Below are 22,230 nucleotides of genomic sequence, written 5' to 3' on the forward strand. Positions count from 1 at the left end.
GTCACTACCCGGCTCGCGGGGGCACTGGCTCAGCTCCCGCACCCACGTTTCTCTTGGCCGACGTCACTCGTCCGACACCAGGAGAGAAACTTCCATGAGTACACAGGTGAATCGTCAGATCGTCCTTGCGGCACGGCCGCACGGGGACCCGAAGGAAAGCGACTTCGCCATTGTCGAGGGGGCCTTGCCGGTTCCGGGCGACGGTCAGGTGCTGACGCGAAACATCCTGCTCTCGCTGGACCCCTACAACCGCATCATCATGGGTAACGCGAACAGCGACCAGCCCTCCCTCAACATCGGCGACCCGATGTTCGGCTTCACGATCGCGGTGATCGAGCAGAGCAACAACCCCGCCTTCGCGGTCGGTGACCACGTCGCCGGCATGTCCGGCTGGCAGGACTACGCGGTGTCCGACGGCTCGGACCTCAGGAAGATCGATCCGGAAGCGGCGCCGCTGTCAGCGAATCTCGGCGTGCTCGGGATGACGGGTCTCACTGCGTGGGTGGGACTGACCAAGATCATCAACCCGAAGCCGGGCGGCACGCTTGTGGTCACCGCCGCGGCAGGCGCCGTCGGCACGGCCGCGGCTCAGATCGGCAAGCTCCGGGGATACCGGGTCGTGGGAGTCGCCGGCGGCCCCGAGAAGTCACGCCACCTACTCGAGGACCTCGGCCTGGACGCTGCCGTCGACCACAAGGCGCCCGACTTCGCCGAGCAGCTCGCCCACGCCGTGCCCGACGGGATCGACACGGTCTACGAGAGCGTGGGCGCCTCCATGTTCGGGGCACTGCTGCCCCACCTGAACCTCAAGGCCCAGTTCGCGGTAGGCGGCGTGATGTCGCAGATCACACGGACGCAGGCGTTCGAGGGACCAGACCGCCTGCCGGACCTCCTGAGGGCAGTGCTGTACAAGAACCTCACCATTCGGGGCTTCTCCGTACCCGACCACTTCGACAGTTACCCGGCATTCCTCGCCGACCTGGCCCCGGCGGTGGCAGAGGGCAAGCTGCGCTACGCCGAACACATCGTCGAGGGACTCGAGAACATCCCCGCCTCGTTCCCGGAGATGTTTCAAGGCCGCATCATGGGCAAGATGCTCGCGAAGATCAGCTGGAGCCCTAGTCCCGCATGACCTCGGGTTCGTGCCGGCGCAGCAGGCGGGCCACCGCGAAGCCGCAGACCAGCCCGATGGCCAGGAGCACACCGAGGTCGATGCCCCACTGGGTGACGGTGTGGGCCCACAGCGGGTCGACATCGTCCGGCTTGTCGACATTCCAGGGCGGCATGGTGTGCGCGAGGTCGAGTGTGGTCCCGGCGCCGGCGACCGCCCAGCGGGCGGGCATCAGCCAGCCGATCTGTTCGATGCCCGGAGAGTCGAACAGCTGGAAGAGGACCCCGGTGAAGACGACCTGGACGACGGCGAACATCACGAGCAGCGGCATGGTCTTCTCCGGGGTCCTCACCAGCGCGGAGATGACCAGACCGAACATCATGGTGGTGAAGCCCAGCGCGCTGATGACCACGCAGACCTCGACGGCCGTGGGCATGAGCAGCCCCTGGGCGGGCAGTTGGCGGACGGAGAAGCCGATGGCGCAGATGACGACACCCTGCACCGCGGTGATCAGACCGAGGACGATCACCTTCGACATCAGATACGCCGATCGGGACAGCCCCGTGGCTCTCTCCCGTTCGTAGATCACCCGTTCTTTGATCAATTCGCGTACGGAGTTGGCCGCGCCGGAGAAGCACATGCCGACGACCAGCACCAGCAGAATGGTTCCGGACTCCTGGTTGTAGCGGAAACGGCTGTCGGGCGGCGGCGGGGCGAGTCCGAATGTCGCCGGAACCAGGCAGCTCACTCCGCCCAGCACGGCCGGGAGCAGCAGCATCAGCGCCATGAAGCCCTTGTCGGAGGCGATGACCGACGCATAGCGGCGCATCAGCGTCCACAACTGGCCGAGCCAGCCTTGCGGTTTGGGCCGCCGAGCCCGCGCGGGCGGCTGCGTCGCCGGGGTGCCCGACTGCTGCGGCGGTTCGGCCGACTCGATCTCCGCGGCGCACCGGTCGTACTGCCGGGAAGCCCGCCAGCGCCCGCCCCAGTCGTCCTCGCGGTGGTCCTCGAAGGCGGAGAAGACATCGGCCCAGCTCTCGTGACCGAAGAAGTCCAGGGCCTCGCCCGGGGGACCGAAGTACGCCACGGAGCCACCGGGCGCCAGGACCAACACCCGGTCGCACAGGGACAGTTCGGCGACGGAGTGCGTGACCACCAGCACGGTGCGGCCGTCGTCGGCGAGCTCCCGCAGCAGCTTCATGACATTACGGTCCAAGCCCGGGTCCAGACCGGAGGTGGGCTCGTCGAGGAAGAGCAGGGACGGCTTGGTCAGCAGTTCCAGGGCAACGGAAACCCGCTTGCGCTGACCGCCGGAGAGCGAGGCGACCTTCTTGCCCCGGTGGACGTCGAGTCTGAGCTCCTGGAGCACCTCGTCGATACGGGCCTTGCGCTCGGCCGCCTTGGTGTCACCGGGAAAGCGGAGCCTGGCGGCGTATTTCAGAGCGACGTCGACGGTCAGCTCCTTGTGCAGGATGTCATCCTGCGGGACGAGGCCGATACGGTGGCGCAACTCGGCGAACTGGGCGTAGAGATCGCGGTGGTCATAGAACACCTGGCCACGGTCCGCGGGCCGGTATCCGGTGAGTGCGCGCAGAAGGGTGGACTTCCCGGAGCCCGACGGCCCGATCACCGCGACCAGCGACTTCTCGGGGACGCCGAAGGAGACGTCGTCCAGGATGGTCTTGCCGCGCCCGACGGTCACTGTCAGGTTGCGGGCGGTGAAGGAGACCTCACCGGTGTCGACGAACTCCTCGAGCCGGTCTCCGGCGAGCCGGAAGGTGGAGTGGCCGACACCGACGATGTCGTACGGGCCGATGATCCGGCGGTCCACGGGCTGCCCATTGACATAGGTGCCGTTGTGACTTCCGAGGTCGACGATCTCGAAGCGGCCATCGGGCAGGGGCCGGAACTCCGCGTGGTGACGGGAGACATACGGGCCCTCCACCACGAGCTCGTTTTCCGGCCCGCGGCCGATACGCAGCCGTTGCCCCAGGACGAGTGGGTAGACGCCCGAGGGGTCCCGGTCGATGGAAAGGGCTGCGGCGGCTCCGCGGGGACCGGCCGCGGGGCCTTCGGACCGGCGACTGTCCCGGGGGTCACCCGCGTCTCCGGGAGTCGGGGGAACCGCGGCACGGGCGAAACCGGATGCGGGGTGGTGAGGGAGGGGGCGGAACTGCTCGTCGCCACGGGCTGCCGCCGCCCCCGTGGGGGCTCCCGGAACCTCTCCCGGCCGGGGACCGGGCACCACCGGGGGTGTGGCGGCGGCCACCGACGTGCCCCGATCCGCAGCATCCCGGACTTTGGGACGGGCCTCGGCCTGGGGCTGCCCCTCGCGTATCCGGACGTCAGCACGCACCTGATCGTCGCTCACCGCTGCGGAGGCTTCGGTGAAGTCCAGCCGCATGCCGGTGGAGACCTCTCCCAGCCGGATGATCGAACCGTGACCGATCTCGATCCGCTGAATACGACGTCCTTCGGCGAACGTGCCGTTAGCACTGCCGAGATCTTCGATGACCCACGTTCCGCCGTCGCAGCGGATCACGACGTGCCGCCGGGAGACTCGGCGGTCGATGAACGAGATGTCGGCCTGCTGGTCGCGCCCGATGGTGTAGCTCCGGGACGCCTCCAGGGTCCAGGTGCGCCCACTGGCATGCAGTACAAGTTCCGGCATGTCTGTCCCAAGTCGATCGTGTGCACCGAGGCCGTCTGCGCGAGGATAGACGACGGCTCGGACGGTTCCTGCAGCGCGAGGTGGCGAACCATCACCGGTCGGTACGCGGACCGGCAGATCGGCGGGCCGTGGGTGTTCGTCGGGCATCAGGGCGGTGTGTCCTCGTGGAGTCGGAACCGGAGTCGGTCAGCCGGTGTGCGGCCCGGACCAGTGCACATCGGCGCGTACGGTCATGGCCGGTATGGAAGAGGGCTCGGGACACGCGGAGGTTGCGTGTCATGGCGGGGAGCCGGGAATCCGCACCGCGTACCCGCGCCGCGCGCACATTGCTCCCGCCCGTGCCCACCGAGCGAGCTGACCACCGACGAAGCCGTGGTTATCTCTGTTCGGTCAGGCGATGGGGTCGCCGACGACCTCGCCGGTGGCCGCGCGGATCGCGTGGGCGAACCGCCGGGCGGCGGCCTTCACCTCGGTCAGCTCCGTGGTGTCGGCGCCGACGCCGGTGCCGGCGAGGAAGGCGACGCCGATCTGCTCGTCCAGCACCCGCACCACCGCGGCAGCAGACGCGCCGCCTCCCGCGAGATCTCCAGCCGCAACCGCGAACGCCGCCGCTCACTCATCCCTCCCACAGGGCGGCTCTCCGTCGCCATGGCACTCATCAACCCTTCTCCTCTCCGGCGCTCACGCGGTGCTCAGCGCCTCGGTAGGTGCCAGGCGGGCGGCACGTACGGAGGGGTACACCCCGGCCAGGACGCCGATGGCTGTCGCCCCGCCCGTGACCATGACGATGGCGGTCATCGGGATCACCGGCGGCCAGCCCTGATACGTCACGTAGGCGACCGTGGCCAGAGTGCCCATCACTGTTCCCGCCACGCCGCCGAGCAGCGAGAGCACCACGGACTCGGTCATGAACTGGCCTCGGATCTGCCTGCGGTTGGCCCCCAGCGCACGCCGGAGACCGATCTCACCGCGCCGTTCGAGGACGGAGATGTACATGGTGTTGGCGACTCCGATGCCGCCAACCAGCAGTGCCACCCCCGACAGCCCCAGGAAGAGAGCCGAGAACGTGCTGTCCGCCGCACGCTTGGCGGCCAGGGCATCGGATGGCCGACTGACTTGCACCAGCCCGGGGAGCTGCGGGTACAGGTGGCGGGAAGGACGTCGGCCACGGCTTCCATGGCGTCTTCATCGGCCCGCACATAGACGACGGTGGGGTGTCCGGCGATGCGAGGAATACCGAGCCGGGCGGCGGCCTGGTGGCCGAACACGACGGTGGGCAGCCGGTCGGTGGACGGGCTCAGGAAGCGGCCCGATCTCACTCGGCCGTTCACGGTGGGAAGCAGGTCGTTCTGGCTGGCGAGAACGCTGAGCCCGAGCCCGTCGTTGGGGTCTGTCCGGTCGGAGCGCCGGACGATGGTATGCGTGTTGGCGACGGCACTTGTGCGGCTCACCGGACCGATCCTGGCAGCCATCTTCGCCGCTTCCGGCGGCAGCAGCACAGGGGGCCGTTGGTTGGGCTGTGGCTGGGCCCGCAACAGGTTCGTCCCCAGCGCCGCGAGTTGCTCGTTGAGGGCACGCTGACTCGACGCCGGGATGCCTGTGACCAGGACCAGGGTGAGGATGCCGATCGAAATGCCGAGCGCGGAGAGAGCCGCCCTCATCCGGCGGACGCGGATCCCGAGCAGGCCGAGGCGCAGGACGTCCGACGGCGCCAGCCGCACGGGCCGGGCCGGGTCTCCGTGGTGAGCCCTCCTGCGGGTCACGCGCCGCTCCCGGAGGTGAGCGCCTCATCGTGTGAGTCCGTCATGACACGCCCGTCACGCATCTCGATCCGGCGTGGCAGGCGCACCGCGATGTCCCGGTCATGGGTGATGACGGCGATGGTGGTGCCTTCGCTGTTCAGCTGGGTGAGCAGATTGAGCACGGACTGTCCGTTCACGGTGTCGAGGGCGCCGGTCGGCTCGTCGGCGAGTACCAGCGCGGGCTCGTTGACCAGTGCTCGGGCGATGGCCACCCGCTGGCGTTCGCCTCCCGAGAGCTGGTGCGGCAGGTGGCGTGTGCGGTGGGCGAGACCGACGCGGTCCAGAGCGGCAACGGCCATCGGGTGACGCCGACGGCGTGGCACGCCCGCGTAGAGCAGTCCTGTGGCGACGTTCTCCTCCGCGGTGAGGCCGTCCGTGAGGTGGAAGTGCTGGAAGACGAATCCCAGCCACCGTCCGCGCAGCGCGGACAGTTCCCGGTCGGACAGTCGGGCGGCGTCCCGGTCGCCGATCCGGACCGTGCCGCCGGTCGGTCGGTCGAGGGTGCCCATGATGTTCAGCAAGGTGGACTTTCCTGAACCCGAGCGGCCGACGATCGCCAGCAACTCGCCTGCCCGGATGGTCAGGGATACGTCATCGAGGGCGGTAACCCCTCCCGCGTACGCCTTGCTGACGTTGTGCACAGCGAGCACGATCGGGCCCCGGTCATGACCCTGGCAGCCGGCGCTTCGCGTTCCCGGCGGGATGGTCATGATGCCGTCACCACCACGTCGCCTTCCTCGACGCCGGCACCGCTGACCTCCACGAGCCCCTTGGCGAAGAGGCCGGTCGTGACGCCGACCAGCTTCCCGCCGGGGCGTTGCAACGCGTAACCGCCCTCGCTCAGGGCGAGGAGAGCGCCTACCGGCACCACAAGGACGTTCTTCCTGGTCTCGGCTGTAAAGACAACCTGTACGGACGCTGCGTCGATCTTGGCGACATCGGCGCTGTGCGTCGGCCGCACCTTCACCTGGAGCGTGGGGGCCGTGTCGGTGCCGTCGCCCGCGTCGGTGTCGCCACCGCCCTGCACGGTGGTGCTGACGGACACGACCTTGCCGGGAACACGCTTGGTGTCGGGGAGGACGATGGTGACTTCGGCGCCCTTGTGAATGGAGTCGGCGCTGCCCGCGTCGACCTTGACCGTGACCGTCTTCTGCTGTGCGGTCAGGGTGAGTACGGACTCGGCGGCCGGGTCGCCCAGTTGCGCGATGACGGCGTCGACGCGCGAGGGACCGGACAGGACCATCGCCCGGCCCGGGTCCGCATCGCCGGCTGGTCCGCGGCCGTGCTCGTGATGACGGTGGCCGTGACCACGTTGGCGGGCATCCGCCTGGTGAAGCCGCTCAGAACACTCACCGAAGCGGCCATGCGCATGGAAGCCGGCGAGTTGTCCACACGTGCAACATCCGGGGCTGGCTCGAGGCGGTCGAGGACGGCATCGCACGTCCCGACGTCGATCTGGTGACCTCCCTGCTGGGACAGTCGCGCCAGCTTCAGCACATCATCGACGATCTCCGGGATCTCTCAGCAGCCGAGGCCGGCGAGCTTCGCCTGGCTCCGGAGCCCATTCAGGTCTCCGAACTGCTGTCGGCCACCGCCATGGCCAACCAGGCCACCGCCGCGGCGGCAGGTGTCACCGTCACCGTGGCGGACGGCGAAGCCATCGTGGTCATGGCTGATCCCGTACGGGCACGGCAGATGGTGGGCAACCTCGTGTCGAACGCGATTCGCCACACACCTGCGGGAGGATACGTCACCCTGAGCGCCCGTGCCGATCCCGGGACCGTTGTGATTGACGTGGCGGACACGGGAACCGGGATCTCGGCCGATGAGTTGCCGCATGTCTTCGACCGGTTCTGGCGCGCGGAGAAGTCCCGCGGCAGGCAGAGCGGCGGGAGCGGCCTCGGGCTGGCCATCGTGCGCCGCCTGGCCGAAGCGCACAAGGGAACGGTCACCGCGGTCAGCACTCCGAACGTCGGCTCAACCTTCACGCTCCACCTGCCGCGCCACTCAATCACCACAGAACCCCCAGGTGAACGCCGGTCGGCTACGGCCCGGGGGCCGGGACGAGGTGAAGTGGTGGTGTGAACGGCTCACGCCGACCGTGGCACTCCGCATCACCAAGAGTGCGAAACATTACTTTTGTCGCCTTATGCTGGCGTCGCGGCTGCCGCTCACACACGCATGCGTGGGCTCGCGGGACCGGAATGCGGAGGTGGGTGCGATGCGGCGTTGGCGGGCGTTGGCCGTGCTGGGCACCGCCCAGTTCCTGATGGTGCTGGACACCTCGGTGATGAACGTCTCGATCAGCCGGCTGGTCGAGGACTTCCACACCGACGTCACCGCCATCCAGGCCGTCATCACTGTCTACACCCTGGTCATGGCCGCCTTCATGATCACCGGAGGGAAGCTCGGTGACATGTTCGGGCGGCGCCGGGTCTTCGCCATCGGACTGGTCGTCTACGCCACGGGGTCCGCGCTCACCGCGGCGGCCCCCACTCTGTGGGTCCTCACACTTGGGTGGTCGGTGATCGAGGGGCTCGGCGCCGCGCTGGTCCTCCCCGCTCTCGCTGCCCTCGTCGGCGGCACCTACACGGGCCGGGAGCGCGCCGTGGCCTACGGCGTCATCGGCGGCCTGGCCGGAGCGGGCATCGCGGTCGGCCCACTGCTCGGCGGCTGGGCGACCACGTACCTGACCTGGCGGGTGGTCTTCGCCGGCGAGGTCGTCGTCGTGGCGCTGATCCTGTGCGGCGTCCGCTGGATCCAGGACCACCCCCGGACCGGCCCCCCAGTCCGCCTCGACCTCGGAGGCGCCATACTGTCCGCTCTTGGCCTGGCCTTGATCGTCCTGGGTGTCCTGCAGAGCAGTTCCTGGGGATGGCTGAAGCCCCGCAACCCCCCGTTCACGGTGCTCGGCTTCTCCCCCACCGTATTCGTCATCACCGCGGGAGCGGCAGCCCTGTGGCTGCTGTGGGCATGGGAGCGACACCTGGAAGGCCGCGGCCGGGAGCCGCTGGTGCGGCTTTCGCTGCTGGGCGTCCCGCCCCTGCGGGCGGGACTGGCCATGCTGCTCGTCCAGAACCTCGTCCTGCTGGGCCTGTTCTTCGCCATCCCCCTCTACCTCCAGGTCGTCCAGGGCTTCGACGCCTTCCAGACGGGCCTCAGGCTCCTGCCGGTATCGGTCACCATGCTGGTGGCATCGATGAGCGGTCCCCTCCTCGGCCGCGTCGCCGGCCCCCGCATCACTGTGCGTCTCGGTCTATTGGTGCTGCTCGCCGCGATCGTGTGGCTGCTCGCGACCGTCCGTCCGCGCATCGACGACCTGTCCTTCGCGCTCGCCATGGCCATGCTGGGCATCGGGCTGGGCCTGCTCGCCTCCCAGCTCGGCAACGTCGTCCAGTCCAGCGTGGGGGAGGCCGAACGCAGCGAGGTCGGCGGCCTGCAGTACACCGCCCAGAACCTGGGCTCCTCCCTCGGCACCGCCCTGATCGGCGCCATCCTCATCGGCGCTCTCGCCGGCGCCTTCACCTCCCTCATCGCCGACAACCCGCGGATTTCCGAAGCCGCACGACAGCAGACCGGCATCGCCATCGAAGCCGGCATCAGCTTCGTCAGCACCGACCACGTGCGCGCTGCCGCCGAGCGCGAGGGGCTGCCGCCGTCCGAAACCGAGGCGCTCGTCGACGACTACGCCGCCGCCCAGCTCGCCGGCCTGAGAGCCGCCATCCTGGCGACCGCCGGCATCACCCTCACCGGCCTCGCCTTCACTCGCCACCTGCCCACCGCCCGCCTCACCCGGACAGGACGTGATGCCAGGACATGAGCGGCCCCAGCCCCCGGCCCGAGGAAGGATCCGCCCCCCGGCCCCGGCGCTCCGGGACATTCGGACGCGCGCCGACACTCCCGGCGGCAGTGCGCGCCGTGTCGACGGCGACCGGTCTTGTCGTCGCCTACTACCTGCTGCCCATGGGACCGAGACTCACCGGCAGCGCAACCACGGCTCTCGTCCTGGGGCTCCTGGGACTGCTGGCCCTGTTCACCTGGCAGATCCGCGCGATCGCCCGCTCCCGGTATCCCCGGCTGCGGGCGGTCGAGGCACTGGCCACCACCCTCCCCCTGTTCCTCCTGCTCTTCGCCACCACCTACTACCTGCTCGAACGCTCCGAACCCCGCAGCTTCAGCGAGCCGCTCACCCGGACCGACTCCCTGTACTTCGCCCTCAGCATGTTCAGCACCGTGGGCTTCGGCGACATCACCGCCCACTCACAGACCGCCCGCGTCATCGTCATAACGCAGATGACGGCCGACGTCCTGCTCATCGTCCTCGCCGCCCGCCTGGTGGTCAGCGCGGTCGAGACCGGCCTGCACCACCGTGGTGGCTGACCGGGGCGGTGTGGGTTCGGCACCACTTCCAGCGCACCAGCACAGATCGGTCAGTCAGGATCTGTCCCTCGGGCGCAGTACCGGGCGCGCGCGTCGGCCGTTGTCCAGATGAGGCGCCAGTTCGGCGACTGTGGGGGCCTCGAAGACGGTCTGGAGGTCAAGACCGGTCCCGAACTGCGCGCGGACGCGGTTGACCAGGAGCATGGCGAGCAGTGAGTGCCCGCCCAACTCGAAGAAACTGTCGTCCCGGCTGACACCGGGTACCCCCAGGATGTCGGCGAACAGCTTGCACAGGGCTTCTTCCCGGGCGTTGCGGGGCAGTTGCGAGGTCGAGGCGACCGCGTGGTCGGGGGCGGGCAGCGCGGCACGGTCCAGCTTGGCGTTGATCGTCAGAGGCAGTGCCTCCAACCGTTCGCTGAACTCCGCACCCGGCTCCAAGCCGATCCCGAATGGCAGGTCCATGACCTCCCTACCGGCCATGACGCAATGCACGAGGCCCCGGAGGCGGTCGCTGCACTGCTGTCCGACACTGTTGTCGGTGTCGGATGACACCATCCGGCCATGAGTGGCGAGTCTTTCAACTGGCACGAATTCCTGGGTCGCTGGCAGGAGGAGTGGGCTCCGCGCGAGGACGAGGACGAGGACGAGGACGAGGACGGCGGGCAGACCGTCGTCCCCCTGGGAAGGCCCGGGGCGGACGAGGCGGCGATCGCCGCGGCCGAGGAGCGGCTGGGACGGCGGCTGCCGCCCTCGTACCGGGAGTTCCTCGCCGTGAGCGACGGGTGGCACGTGGACGAGACGGCCGGGGTCTATCAGCTCGGCGGCGCCGCGGACATCGACTGGTTCCAGGATCCGTTCGGCATGACCCCGCTGTACGAGGAAAGTCTGGGCGACAACCCGCGCGAGGAAGACGGCCTGCTGGCCGGGATGTGGCAACGGGCGCTACGGCTGGAGACGGACTCCGACATGTCGCACGCCCTGCTCGACCCGGGCGACAGCGACCAGGACGGCGAGTGGGCGCTCTACGTCTACAAGGGCTGGAGCGGTGAACTGCCGGACCGTTACCCGTCGTTCCGGGCGTACATGGAGGCCATGTACCGCGACTTCCACTCCGACCGGGCAGAGCGACCCGACTTCGTGAACGCGACCACGCGCGCCCAGGACGCCCATGTGGAGGAGGCCCGCCTGCTGGCCCTGCGCGGACGGTACGAGGAGGCCCTGCCCCTGCTCGAGGAGGCGCTGGCCTTCGGACGGTCACAGAGCGCCGTCCTGCTGAACCAGCTCCGGCATCTGCTGGCCCCGCGCAGTTCCCGGGATTACGGCTACCTGGTGGCCGACCCGCGCTACCTGCCCGAGATTCTGCCCGTGGAGGCCATGACGCCGGCACGCGGCGAGTGGCGGCTGGGCGGGGACGACCACTGGCTCGGGATGATGACCGCCCGCGGGGCCGCTCGGAAGACCGCCGAGGCCGTACTGAGCACGATGCGCGACGGTACCCATCGCTACGCGCCTCCCGGCCCATGGGGCCGGGCCGTCGCCGAGGCCTGGGAGTCGGCCCGCTGGGGGGCGACCGACGCCGCCTGGCGGGTGCTGCGGGACGCGCTCCCGCGGTGGGAGGCGCCCGGGCCCTGGCTGATCGCCCCGATCGGTCTGCTCGCCGATCCGGTCCTGGGTCCGCTGATCACCCCGGAGCGTGGGCGGGAGATCCTGGCGACACCGCGGGCCGGGGAGCGGGGACCCGCTCCCGATCCGGTGCCCGATCTCGACCCGCCGGGCCTCGCCTGGCTGACTGAGCCCGCGGCGAACCGGGGGCCGCGCGACGGATACCGCTGTGTCTGGGTCGAGGGGATCGCCCCCGCCCGCCTGCCCGCCCTGATCGGCGAGGAGGGCGCCGAACTGAGCGCGCCCGCGGATCCGCGCGACGCGTTCTGGCCGGCACCCCGGCCCCACGAGCGGGAGGGCGTGGAACTCTGGGAGGACCGGGCCGTGGTCGCCGTCGGCCGCACCGCCGGAGCGTGGGCCTTCGCCTTCGACGGCGGCTCCCGCCATTTGAACAAGCTGTTCCTGTCCCCCGCTCCGGCCGCCTCCTCGTCCGGCCGCGCGGTGGTGGTGTGGCGCGACCCGAGGAGCTCGTCCTCCGGTGACCGCCCGGCCGCATTCCACCTGTCGGTGGCCGAAGGGGGCGAGGAGCTCTACGCGTTCACCGTGCGGGGTACGGAGATACAGCGCTCCGGCGCGATACCCGAGGCCCTGGACCCCGCACTGCTGTTCCGCCCTGAGGACACCGAACTGGATTGCGAGCGGCACGTGTTGGAGGCCTTGCACGCCGAACTCGGGCTCTCGCTCCCCCGCTTCGCGCTGACCCAAGGCAGGCTCCGCACCTTCACCACCCGATCCTGGACCCGGGCACCACGCGCGGGCGAGGGGTTCGCCTACTCCTACGTCAGCTTCGGGCGGCACCGGCCCTGAACCCGGGCTGGCCCGCCCCTGGTGGAAGTCGAGCCCACCGGCGAGCCCGGTCCTATCCTGCAAAGTCTTCACACTCCAGGAGTAGATCTGCTGGGATAATCGTTCGCACAGACCAACCGTGAGCAGGGGGACGATCAGTGGGGCCAGAGTTCGGGCATCGCCTCGGGCTACCCGGAGCTCTGTCCGCATTGCCGCTGTCACCACTGGTAGACCGTGGTCAGGAGCCTGTGGCACAGCAGCATGTCCTGGGGTTGCGCCACATCGGCGAGGCGCTGCCTCCTTCCGGTGGACGGTGACCACCCCGATGACGGTGGCTGTGCCGCTGCGCGTCGAGGATCCGACGCTGCTGTGGCTGCTCGGGGGGCGCGGACTCCGTCGCGTGAACGAACCCACGAAGCCCGGGAAGTCGGCCGGCGGGGAGGCTGGAGCATGAGCCTGACACAGCTGCACTACACCTCGGCGCCCCCGGGGCCGGACGGTTCGGGGTTCCGGTTCACCGCGCTCACCCCCGGGCTACCCCCGTCGCTGCTCAAGGAGGCCGAGCAGCTCATCGGCTATGAGCCGCCACGCGATGCCCCTCCTCGTCCCACCGACGCCGAGCTGGCCGCGTTCCCCGAGGCGTTCAGCTACAGCCGACTCTCGGACGGAAGTTGGCTGCTGGCCCGTACGGTCTATACGGGAGTCGACCACAGCGGGCGCTGGGGCAACTTCCATGCGCACGCGCTGCATCTCCCCACGGACACGACACCGCCGCGCGGGGCGCTGCCCATCACCGCCTGGGGTTCCCCCCAGTGGGCCGGCCGCACCCCGGACGGCGGGGTGCCGGAGCCGCTCGAAACGCTGCCTGCCTCGGGTCGCTTCGACCGGGACGGCTTGGTGATGTTCGCGGCCGCTCGCTCGCCGTGGCTCGCGGGCTTCTTCGCCGATCTGCGCGGGCTGAGCCAGGACGAGTCCGCGCCCCGGATCATCGTCATCGAGCGGAACAGCGCAGATGTGGCCCGGTGGATCGCGCTGGCGAGCACCGTGCTGCCACGCGAAGACGCCCAGCGGCTGACCTTCACCACCTATACGAGGCGGCCGGAGCTCGCCCGGCAGCATGTCATCGGCGTACTGCCGGAGGTTGGTCAGGGGCTGACCGACTACGACCATCGCTACCGGGTGCACGACTGCGCCGGCGGAAAGCCCCGGGAGCCGGTGGCCGACGCCTGGGCGGAGGCGGCCGCGGTCATCTGGCTGGGTGATGCCCCCGAGCTGTTCCGGGAGGCGGCCTCGCTCGCGGACGACCGCTTCGCCCCCGGCCCGCTCGCCTGCGTCGCGCTGTGCGCCGGGCTCGAGCTCGGCACCACCGGCCGCGCCGAGGCGGCGGACTGGGCGCACAGCCACCGGGAGGCACTGGGCGAGGAGCGACTGCACCGTCTGGTGGCGGCGCTGGGCGCGCCCGCCGGGGACCGGACGGATCCAGAAAGGGCGGCCCTGTTCCGGTTGTTCACGGCGCTCGACGGCCGTGTACCGGTCGCCTCCATCGCGCCGCTCGCCGCGCTGGTGCTCACCGAGGCTGTTTGCTCGCCCGGGTCGGTGCCCGGGCTGCACGCCCTGCGCCCCGACGCCCTCACCGAGGAACTGCGCCAACGTCTCGCCGGCGAACTGGCGCCGGACCTGCGCGCGGGCGTGGCGGACGGCGGTCGGGGCGCCTCACGCCCCTTGGAGCTGCTGCGCATCGCGGACCTGCTCGGGGTGGACTGCTCGGACCTGCTGCCGGAGGTGGCGCGCAGGCTGGCCCACGAGATGCTGGCTGCTCCGGAGGAGGCGCACACTCCCGCGGTACGCCTCGCGGTGGAGGAACACTTCACGTTGCGGACCACCCTGCTCGGCAGGCTCGACGAACTGGCCGCCGGCGATCCGCTCGCCGCGGCCCGGCTGCTGACGCGGATCCCGCTCCGCTTCGCGGAGAGCCAGGCCCTGCCCCATCTGCGGATGTGCGCCGAGGCGCCGCGGGTGACAGCGGGCGGCGGCGACCGAGTCGGCGTGCTGAACGCCGTGGTGCGTGCGAGCGGAGTCTCGATGTTCGCCGATCCGCTCGTCCTGCGCACGGCAGTCCGGCTGATCTGGCAGGACAGTACGCCCACCGCCGGGGAAGCGCGGCTGATGCTGGTCGAGGCCGGGTCGGACACCCACCTCGCGGCGGGTACCTGGCCCAGCCTGCTCAGGGCCGCGCTCGAAGGGCCGGAGGACGATCTGGACGTACCCGATCTCGCCCAGAACCTGCTGCGCTGCTTCACCGAGAATCTGACACCGCGCCAGCGCGCCTCCCTGCTCCTCCTGGAGCTGGCACGCGATCTGCGGAGCGGCTCGGCGGGCCCGGGCTGGACCGACCGGGCGATGTCACTCCGGGCGGCGGCGGAACCGGTGGAACGCAACGTTGTCGAGCACGCCTTTGGGGCTCTCGCATACCGGCTGCTGTCCACCGATTGCCCGGACGGAGAGCTGTACGCACTCATCCACAGCCGCGATCCCGACCTCATCGGCGCGTACGGCCGCGTGGCCCGATCCCGGCCGGTGCGTGACCGGCTGCGGACCGACCCCGCGTATGCGGCCGAGTGCTTCCATACCTGGAGTTCGCACCCTCAAGCCGGCGGGGCCTGGCAGGAGACGCGTGCAGAGCTGCTGGACTCGGTGCTCCGTCCGGTGGCGCGAGACCTGTCCGAGACTGATATCGCCGCCGTCGAGCGGTGCCTGGAACGTACGGGTGTCCGCTGGGCGGAAGAGTTCCGGGCCTGGAACCGGCCGGGGGCGTTCGGCCGGATCGGCCGTCGGCTGACCCGCCGGCGCCGAAAGAGCGCGGCGGAAGGGGACCGCTGGGGCGAGGTGGAGCCACCGCGGGAGGACGGCGATCTGTCATGACCGTGAACCTGCTGACTGCGGCTCTGTGGGCCACCGGCCTTGTGGCGAACGCACTGTGTGTCGGCTATACGCTCTGGCTCTTCCCCGGTCTCGCGCTCACGACGGCTGGGAAGGCGCCGGGCCCCGCCAGGCTGCGGATCCCCGGATTCCGCGCGTCGGGCCGGTAGAGACCGCCCTCGGCCAACAGGCCGCCGGCCGCCGGCCCCCGGCCGGCGGCCTGACGCGGCGCGACCGGTGACCGCGGAGAGTCACGCCGGAAATAGCGCCTGCGGCGCTACGCGGCAAGGCGCCAAGGAGGCCCCTGGACAGCCCCCTGTCGCATTTTCAGGGATCCAAGGCAGGGGGGATTGATCCAGGCAGTGCGGGAGCCCCACAGTGGCGCATGGAGGTGTTCTCGCCCCATCGACAAGGGGCATCTCCGGTATCCTGGACAGCGTCCCGGTAGTCGACGGTCCCGAGGCCCGTGAGCCCCGGGGCCCTGTTTGGGCTGCCGCGCCCTGTCTTCGCCAGCTGTCCGGCCGCTCCCGCACCGTGGTGTGGGAGCGCGGTCTGCCATGCCCGAAAGAGAGCATCTGTGACCACTTACGACACTCGCACCGCCAGCGGTACCCCCGAATCCCAGCAGCCCGGCCATGCCGGGACGGCGTCGTACGACGCCAACGCGATCACAGTTCTGGAAGGCCTGGACGCGGTGCGCAAGCGGCCCGGGATGTACATCGGCTCCACGGGAGAGCGCGGGCTGCACCACTTGGTGCAGGAGCTCGTGGACAACTCCGTGGACGAGGCGCTCGCGGGGGTGGCCGACCGGATCGACGTGACGATCCTGGCCGACGGCGGGGTGCGGGTGGTCGACAACGGCCGCGGCATCCCGGTGGGGATGCACCCGGTGGAGAAGCGGCCGGCCGTCGAGGTGGTGCTGACCGTGCTGCACGCGGGCGGGAAGTTCGGGGGCGGCGGGTACGCGGTCTCCGGCGGTCTGCACGGTGTGGGCCTGTCGGTGGTCAACGCGCTGTCGACCCGGCTGTCGGCGGAGATCCGGACCGACGGCTACCGGTGGACGCAGGACTACAGGGACGGCACTCCCACCGCCCCACTGGTCCGTCACGAGGCCACCTCCCGGACGGGCACCTCCCTGACGTTCTGGGCAGACGGCGGCATCTTCGAGACCACCGAATACTCCTTCGAGACGCTGGCCAGGCGATTCCAGGAGATGGCCTTCCTCAACCGCGGGCTCACCCTGACCCTCACCGACGAACGGCCCTCCGCGCGCGCGACGGCCGCGGCCGACGAAGCCGACTCGGACCCGGCGGCGAAGACGGTCTCCTACCGCTACGACGGCGGCATCACCGACTTCGTCGCCTACCTCAATGCCCGCAAGGGCGAACCGGTCCATCCCTCGGTCATCACCATCGCCGCCGAGGACACGGAACGGCTGCTGTCGGCCGAGGTGGCCCTGCAGTGGAACGGCCAGTACACCGACAGCGTGTACTCCTACGCCAACGCCATCCACACCCATGAGGGCGGCACCCACGAGGAGGGTTTCCGCACGGCCCTGACCACCGTGGTCAACCGCTACGCGCGGGAGAAGAAGCTGCTGCGGGAAAAGGACGTCAACCTCTCCGGCGAGGACATCCGCGAGGGCCTGACCGCGATCATCTCGGTCAAGCTCGGCGAGCCGCAGTTCGAGGGCCAGACCAAGACCAAACTCGGCAACACCGAGGCGCGCACCTTCGTGCAGAAGATCGTCCACGAGCACCTGAGCGACTGGTTCGACCGCAACCCGAACGAGGCCGCGGACATCGTGCGCAAGGCCGTCCAGGCGGCCACGGCCCGGGTCGCGGCCCGCAAGGCGCGCGACCTGACCCGCCGCAAGGGCCTGCTGGAAACGGCGTCGCTGCCGGGCAAGCTGTCCGACTGCCAGTCGAACGACCCGGCGATGTCGGAGATCTTCATCGTGGAAGGAGACTCCGCCGGCGGTTCGGCCAAATCCGGCCGCAACCCGCAGTACCAGGCGATCCTCCCGATCCGCGGCAAGATCCTCAACGTGGAGAAGGCCCGGATCGACAAAATCCTGCACAACCAGGAGATCCAGGCGATCATCTCCGCGTTCGGCACGGGCGTGCACGAGGACTTCGACATCGCCAAGCTCCGTTACCACAAGATCATCTTGATGGCGGACGCCGACGTCGACGGCCAGCACATCAACACCCTGCTGCTCACCTTCCTGTTCCGCTTCATGCGGCCACTGATCGAGGAGGGCCACGTCTACCTCTCCCGCCCCCCGCTCTACAAGATCAAGTGGAGCCGTGATCACGTCGAATACGCCTACTCCGACCGCGAACGCAACATGCTCCTGGAACGGGGCCGGCAGGACGGCCGCCGGATCAAGGACGACTCCATCCAGCGCTTCAAGGGCCTGGGCGAGATGAACGCCGAGGAACTGCGCGTCACCACCATGGACCCCGACCACCGCGTCCTGGGCCAGGTCACCCTCGATGACGCAGCCGTCGCCGACGGCCTCTTCTCCGTCCTGATGGGCGAGGACGTCGAAGCCCGCCGCCACTTCATCCAGCGCAACGCCAAGGACGTCCGCTTCCTCGACATCTGACCCTGGGCACTGGCCTCCCGCCCCTCTCGGACGCCCGACCCGAAGCCCCACCACCCCCCTCTGTCGCCCAGGAGAGCACCGCGTGAGCACACTCCCCGTCCCGGCCGCCGGCAGCCGCCCTCAGGACGGATCCGACTACACCGCACGGCACCTGATGGTGCTCGAAGGACTCGAGGCCGTACGCAAACGCCCCGGCATGTACATCGGATCCAGCGACAGCCGCGGCCTGATGCACTGCCTGTGGGAGATCATCGACAACGCGGTCGACGAAGCCCTGGTCGGTGCCTGCGACCACATCGAGGTCATCCTCCACGACGACGGCTCCGCGGAAGTCACCGACAACGGCCGCGGCATCCCCGTGGACACCGAACCCCGCACCGGCCTGTCCGGAGTCGAGATCGCCTACACCAAACTCCACGCCGGCGGAAAATTCGGCGGCGGCTCCTACGCCGCTTCCGGTGGCCTGCACGGCGTCGGCGCCTCCGTGGTCAACGCCCTCTCCTCGCGGCTGGACATCGAGGTCGACCTCCACGGCCGCACTCACGCCATCAACTTCCGCCGCGGCACACCCGGCACCTACACCGGCCCCGGACCCGACGCCTCCTTCACCCCCGCCCAAGGCCTGCGCCAGACCACCAGAATCCCCAAGGCCCGCACCGGCACGCGCGTACGCTACTGGGCCGACCGACAGATCTTCCTCAAGGACGCCAGGCTCTCCCTCGACACACTGCACCAGCGGGCCCGCCAGACGGTGTTCCTGGTGCCCGGCCTGACCATCGTCGTCCGCGACGAGTACGGCCTCGGCGAGGGCGGCAGCAAGGGCGAGGAGTCCTTCCGCTTCGACGGCGGCATCAGCGAGTTCTGCGAGTTCCTGGCGAGCGACAGGCCGGTCTGCGACGTGCTCCGCTTCAGCGGGCAGGGCAGCTTCAAGGAGACGGTGCCCGTCCTGGACGACCACGGCCAGATGACGCCCACCGAGGTCACCCGGGAACTCGGCGTGGACGTCGCACTGCGCTGGGGCACCGGCTACGACACCATCGTCAAGTCGTTCGTCAACATCATCGCCACCCCCAAGGGCGGCACCCACGTCACCGGCTTCGAGCAGGCGGTGGCCAAGACGATGAACGAGGTGCTGCGGGCCAAGAAGCTCCTGCGCGTCGCCGAGGACGACATCGCCAAGGACGACGCCCTGGAGGGGCTCACGGCGGTCGTCACGATCCGTCTCGCCGAGCCCCAGTTCGAGGGCCAGACCAAGGAGGTCCTCGGCACCTCGGCGGCCCGCCGCATCGTCAACACCGTGATCAGCAAGGAACTCAAGGCGTTCCTGACCTCCACCAAGCGTGACGCGGCCCAGCAGGCCCGTGTGGTCATGGAGAAGGCCGTCGCCGCCGCCAGGACGCGCATCGCCGCCCGCCGGCACAAGGACACGCAGCGCCGCAAGACGGCCCTGGAGTCCTCCGCCCTGCCCGCCAAGCTCGCCGACTGCCGCAGCGACGACGTCGACCGCAGCGAGCTGTTCATCGTCGAGGGGGACTCCGCGCTCGGCACGGCGAAGCTCGCCCGGAACTCCGAGTTCCAGGCGCTGCTGCCGATCCGCGGCAAGATTCTCAACGTCCAGAAGTCGTCCGTCACGGACATGCTGAAGAACGCCGAGTGCGGCGCGATCATCCAGGTGATAGGAGCCGGTTCCGGGCGGACCTTCGATCTGGACGCGGCACGCTACGGCAAGATCATCATGATGACCGACGCCGATGTGGACGGCTCCCACATCCGCACCCTGCTCCTGACGCTGTTCCACCGCTACATGCGGCCCATGGTCGAGGCCGGCCGTGTCTTCGCCGCCGTGCCGCCGCTGCACCGCGTCGAGCTGATCCAGCCGAAGAAGGGCCAGGACAAGTACGTCTACACGTACTCCGACCGCGAGCTGCGCGACAAGCTGCTCGAGTTCCAGAGCGAGAACATCCGGTACAAGGACTCGATCCAGCGCTACAAGGGCCTCGGTGAGATGGACGCCGACCAGCTGGCCGAGACCACCATGGACCCGCGCCACCGCACCCTGCGCCGGATCAACCTCTCCGACCTGGAAGCCGCGGAAGGCGTGTTCGACCTGCTGATGGGCAACGAGGTGGCTCCCCGCAAGGAGTTCATCACCAGCTCCGCTGCCACGCTCGACCGGTCCAGGATCGATATCTGAGTTTGTCCGCACCCCCTCCGGTGGCGTCAGGGCCGACGTAGGCGGTCGACGATCGGTGGATCCTGTCTCAAAGCTTGCGCACAATTTACACACATCCTCTCTACACACCGGCCCCGATGGTCTAGATTGACCGTGCTTCGGCCGTTCGGGCACGAGGCGACCACTAATGATCTATAGGTCCGGCGCTACGGAAGGCCAGCAGTCGCCTCCCCGGCGCCAGACGTGGGGGTGGATCAGTTCTTTGGGCCCGAGAGGGGCCTTGGGTGCGGGGAGCACCCGAGGTTTCGACGGGTTCCGGCGCACGCCGCAACTCGAGGGGCTGGCGGGGCAGGCGAGCCTGCTGCCGCCAGGGTGGGTTGTTCAAGTAGCGCTGAGATAGCCGGGATGTCATGCGGGGGGCGGGGGCCTCCCGAGGGGAGGAACAGCGCGGCGCGGGGGGCGGGGGCCTCCCGAGGGGAGGGACAGTACGGGAGGCGGGGGCCTCCCGAGGGGGAGGAACAGTGTTGGGCGAACACGTCGAATCACTGGGGACCTGGGGGGTTCTGTGCGGCGAGGGGGATTAGTCAGCCCGTTTCCGTCAGCGCGCGGGCGTCTGGCGGACGGGGCAATCAGTCAGCCCGCGATCGACTGGGAGCAGCGGTACCGCCGTACCGTGATCACCAGCGATACCGTGGCCACCGCCTTCGTGGTGGCGGCGATCGGCAACTTCTTCGGGGCCCGGGACGCGGCCAACTGGCACGAGAAATGGGGGATTCTCGCATTCGGCACCGAGCTGCTGGTGCTGGGGGCGCTTGCGGTGAGCCGGTCGTGGGCTCCGGCCGTGCTCGGCCAGGGCGCCGAGGAATTCCGCCGGCTCGGACGCTCGCTGTTCACGGCGACCGTCGTGCTGGCGCTCGGCGGGATCGCCCTCACCTCGCGCAACATCAAGCTCTGGATCTTCGTCGCGATCCCCGCGATCGCGCTCACCACCATGACCGCGCGATATCTGCTGCGCCTCTGGCTGCACAGAGAGCGCAAGGAGGGACGGTGCCTGAGACCGGTGCTCGCTGCCGGGAGCCCGGCCACCGTACGCGACCTGATCACCCGGACCCGCAAGTTCCCGCACCTCGGCTGGCGGGTGGAAGCGGTGTGTACGACGGACGGTCTCGGGCTCGACGGTGACCACCTGGACGGAGTGCCGGTCGTCGGCCGACTGACGGACGTCGCGGGCCATGTCCGCCGCGACGGCTACCGTGTCGTCGCGGTCACACCGGACCCGCACTGGACACCGGACCGGCTCCAGCGGCTGGCCTGGAACCTCGAAGGCAGCGACGCCGAGATGATCGTGGCCCCGGTGCTGATGGAGGTGGCCGGCCCGCGGCTGCACGTCGACGCGGTGCTCGGGATCCCGTTGCTGCGGGTCAGCATGCCGACCTTCACCGGGGGCCGCCGGGCGGTCAAAGGGGTCGTCGACCGGATGGGCGCGGCGATCCTGCTGATGCTGTTCGCGCCGCTGATGGTGTTCGTCGGGCTGCTCGTGCTGGTGGACAGTCGGGGTGGGGCGTTCTACCGCCAGCGCAGGGTCGGCAAGGACGGCCGCGAGTTCACCATTCTCAAGTTCCGCACCATGGTCGCCGGGGCTGACGGGGCACGTGCCGAGCTGGCCGACCTCAACGAGGGCGCCGGCCTGCTGTTCAAGCTCCGCCGGGATCCGCGGGTGACCAGGGTGGGAGCAGTGCTGCGCCGGTACTCGATCGACGAGCTCCCGCAGCTTTTCAACGTGCTCACCGGATCGATGTCGCTCGTCGGTCCGCGGCCTCCGTTACCGGAGGAGTCCGCCGCGTACGGCCCGGACATCCGGCGGCGGCTGCTGGTCAAGCCCGGACTCACCGGCCTGTGGCAGATCAGCGGACGCAGCGACCTGCCGTGGGAGGAGGCGGTCCGCCTCGACCTGCGGTACGTGGAGGACTGGTCGCTCGCGCTCGACACAGTGATCTTGTGGAAGACGCTGCGTGCGGTGCTCCAAGGGCAGGGGGCCTACTGATAACGCGGGGGCCGCAACTCAACGGTGGCGCCAACGCACGGATCGCAGGCCGGAGGGGCCTGCCTGGGGGG

Annotated in this window: 13 protein-coding genes and 2 pseudogenes; 9 read left to right on the forward strand and 6 right to left on the reverse strand. The window is 69.7% G+C overall.

Going from position 1 to position 22,230, the window contains the following annotated elements:
• Positions 1-94 precede the first annotated feature (94 nt).
• Positions 95-1,132, forward strand: coding sequence for an NADP-dependent oxidoreductase (locus ACZ4WQ_RS42915; protein ID WP_398372766.1), 1,038 nt, complete (start codon positions 95-97; stop codon positions 1,130-1,132).
• Here ACZ4WQ_RS42915 and ACZ4WQ_RS42920 read toward each other — a convergent pair.
• The 5 genes and pseudogenes from ACZ4WQ_RS42920 to ACZ4WQ_RS42940 all read right to left on the reverse strand — a co-directional run bounded on the left by ACZ4WQ_RS42920 (position 1,119) and on the right by ACZ4WQ_RS42940 (position 6,827).
• Entirely contained in the window at positions 1,119-3,782 is a 2,664-nt protein-coding gene (locus ACZ4WQ_RS42920) for an FHA domain-containing protein (RefSeq protein ID WP_398372763.1), read from the reverse strand. The genes ACZ4WQ_RS42915 and ACZ4WQ_RS42920 overlap by 14 nt on opposite strands.
• Before the next feature lie 390 nt (positions 3,783-4,172).
• On the reverse strand, positions 4,173-4,334 hold the full coding sequence (locus tag ACZ4WQ_RS42925) for a hypothetical protein (protein WP_398372761.1): 162 nt from the start codon (positions 4,332-4,334) through the stop codon (positions 4,173-4,175).
• Positions 4,335-4,463: 129 nt separating this feature from the next.
• Positions 4,464-5,503, reverse strand: a pseudogene (locus ACZ4WQ_RS42930) (ABC transporter permease).
• Positions 5,504-5,541: 38 nt separating this feature from the next.
• Complete coding sequence (locus ACZ4WQ_RS42935) at positions 5,542-6,294, reverse strand: ABC transporter ATP-binding protein (protein WP_398372759.1); 753 nt, start codon at positions 6,292-6,294, stop codon at positions 5,542-5,544.
• Complete coding sequence (locus ACZ4WQ_RS42940) at positions 6,291-6,827, reverse strand: hypothetical protein (protein WP_398372757.1); 537 nt, start codon at positions 6,825-6,827, stop codon at positions 6,291-6,293. Before ACZ4WQ_RS42940 ends, ACZ4WQ_RS42935 begins: the two co-directional genes overlap by 4 nt.
• A gap of 9 nt (positions 6,828-6,836) precedes the next feature.
• On the opposite strand from ACZ4WQ_RS42940, the pseudogene ACZ4WQ_RS42945 reads away from it, so the two are divergent.
• From ACZ4WQ_RS42945 to ACZ4WQ_RS42955, 3 genes and pseudogenes are all read left to right on the forward strand, one after another.
• Positions 6,837-7,669, forward strand: a pseudogene (locus ACZ4WQ_RS42945) (sensor histidine kinase); the annotation flags it as partial.
• 136 nt (positions 7,670-7,805) lie between these two features.
• Positions 7,806-9,404 carry an MFS transporter gene (locus ACZ4WQ_RS42950; RefSeq protein WP_311721636.1) on the forward strand — a complete coding sequence of 533 codons (1,599 nt, stop codon included), beginning with the start codon at positions 7,806-7,808 and terminating at the stop codon, positions 9,402-9,404.
• A gap of 98 nt (positions 9,405-9,502) precedes the next feature.
• Positions 9,503-9,964, forward strand: a complete 462-nt coding sequence (locus ACZ4WQ_RS42955) for a potassium channel family protein (RefSeq protein WP_398372752.1) — start codon at positions 9,503-9,505, stop codon at positions 9,962-9,964.
• A gap of 54 nt (positions 9,965-10,018) precedes the next feature.
• Here ACZ4WQ_RS42955 and ACZ4WQ_RS42960 read toward each other — a convergent pair whose 3' ends face one another.
• Positions 10,019-10,426, reverse strand: a complete 408-nt coding sequence (locus ACZ4WQ_RS42960; RefSeq protein ID WP_398372750.1) for a phosphopantetheine-binding protein — start codon at positions 10,424-10,426, stop codon at positions 10,019-10,021.
• A 99-nt stretch (positions 10,427-10,525) separates the two neighbouring features.
• On the opposite strand from ACZ4WQ_RS42960, the gene ACZ4WQ_RS42965 reads away from it, so the two are divergent.
• From ACZ4WQ_RS42965 to ACZ4WQ_RS42985, 5 genes are all read left to right on the forward strand, one after another.
• Complete coding sequence (locus ACZ4WQ_RS42965; protein ID WP_468022832.1) at positions 10,526-12,433, forward strand: SMI1/KNR4 family protein; 1,908 nt, start codon at positions 10,526-10,528, stop codon at positions 12,431-12,433.
• A 429-nt stretch (positions 12,434-12,862) separates the two neighbouring features.
• A complete protein-coding gene (locus ACZ4WQ_RS42970; RefSeq protein WP_361181911.1) occupies positions 12,863-15,334 on the forward strand; it encodes a GTPase-associated protein 1-related protein in 2,472 nt (823 codons plus the stop codon).
• 574 nt (positions 15,335-15,908) lie between these two features.
• On the forward strand, positions 15,909-17,942 hold the full coding sequence (gene gyrB / locus ACZ4WQ_RS42975; protein ID WP_311721618.1) for a DNA topoisomerase (ATP-hydrolyzing) subunit B: 2,034 nt from the start codon (positions 15,909-15,911) through the stop codon (positions 17,940-17,942).
• Positions 17,943-18,024: 82 nt separating this feature from the next.
• The gene (locus ACZ4WQ_RS42980; protein WP_468022833.1) at positions 18,025-20,136 is read left to right on the forward strand and encodes a DNA gyrase/topoisomerase IV subunit B; all 2,112 of its coding nucleotides are present in this window, start codon (positions 18,025-18,027) and stop codon (positions 20,134-20,136) included.
• Between the two features lie 544 nt (positions 20,137-20,680).
• Complete coding sequence (locus tag ACZ4WQ_RS42985; protein WP_358843401.1) at positions 20,681-22,159, forward strand: sugar transferase; 1,479 nt, start codon at positions 20,681-20,683, stop codon at positions 22,157-22,159.
• The last annotated feature ends 71 nt before the right edge of the window (positions 22,160-22,230 follow it).

The sequence above is a fragment of the Streptomyces sp. NPDC028305 genome, assembly GCF_055569495.1.

Excerpts from the sequence above, each read along its gene's own strand:
- ACZ4WQ_RS42915 (WP_398372766.1), top strand. The coding sequence starts at position 95 with ATGAGTACACAGGTGAATCGTCAGATCGTCCTTGCGGCACGGCCGCAC.
- ACZ4WQ_RS42920 (WP_398372763.1), bottom strand. The coding sequence starts at position 3,782 with ATGCCGGAACTTGTACTGCATGCCAGTGGGCGCACCTGGACCCTGGAG.
- ACZ4WQ_RS42935 (WP_398372759.1), bottom strand. The coding sequence starts at position 6,294 with ATGACCATCCCGCCGGGAACGCGAAGCGCCGGCTGCCAGGGTCATGAC.
- ACZ4WQ_RS42940 (WP_398372757.1), bottom strand. The coding sequence starts at position 6,827 with ATGGTCCTGTCCGGTCCCTCGCGCGTCGACGCCGTCATCGCGCAACTG.
- ACZ4WQ_RS42950 (WP_311721636.1), top strand. The coding sequence starts at position 7,806 with ATGCGGCGTTGGCGGGCGTTGGCCGTGCTGGGCACCGCCCAGTTCCTG.
- ACZ4WQ_RS42960 (WP_398372750.1), bottom strand. The coding sequence starts at position 10,426 with ATGGACCTGCCATTCGGGATCGGCTTGGAGCCGGGTGCGGAGTTCAGC.
- ACZ4WQ_RS42965 (WP_468022832.1), top strand. The coding sequence starts at position 10,526 with ATGAGTGGCGAGTCTTTCAACTGGCACGAATTCCTGGGTCGCTGGCAG.
- ACZ4WQ_RS42970 (WP_361181911.1), top strand. The coding sequence starts at position 12,863 with ATGAGCCTGACACAGCTGCACTACACCTCGGCGCCCCCGGGGCCGGAC.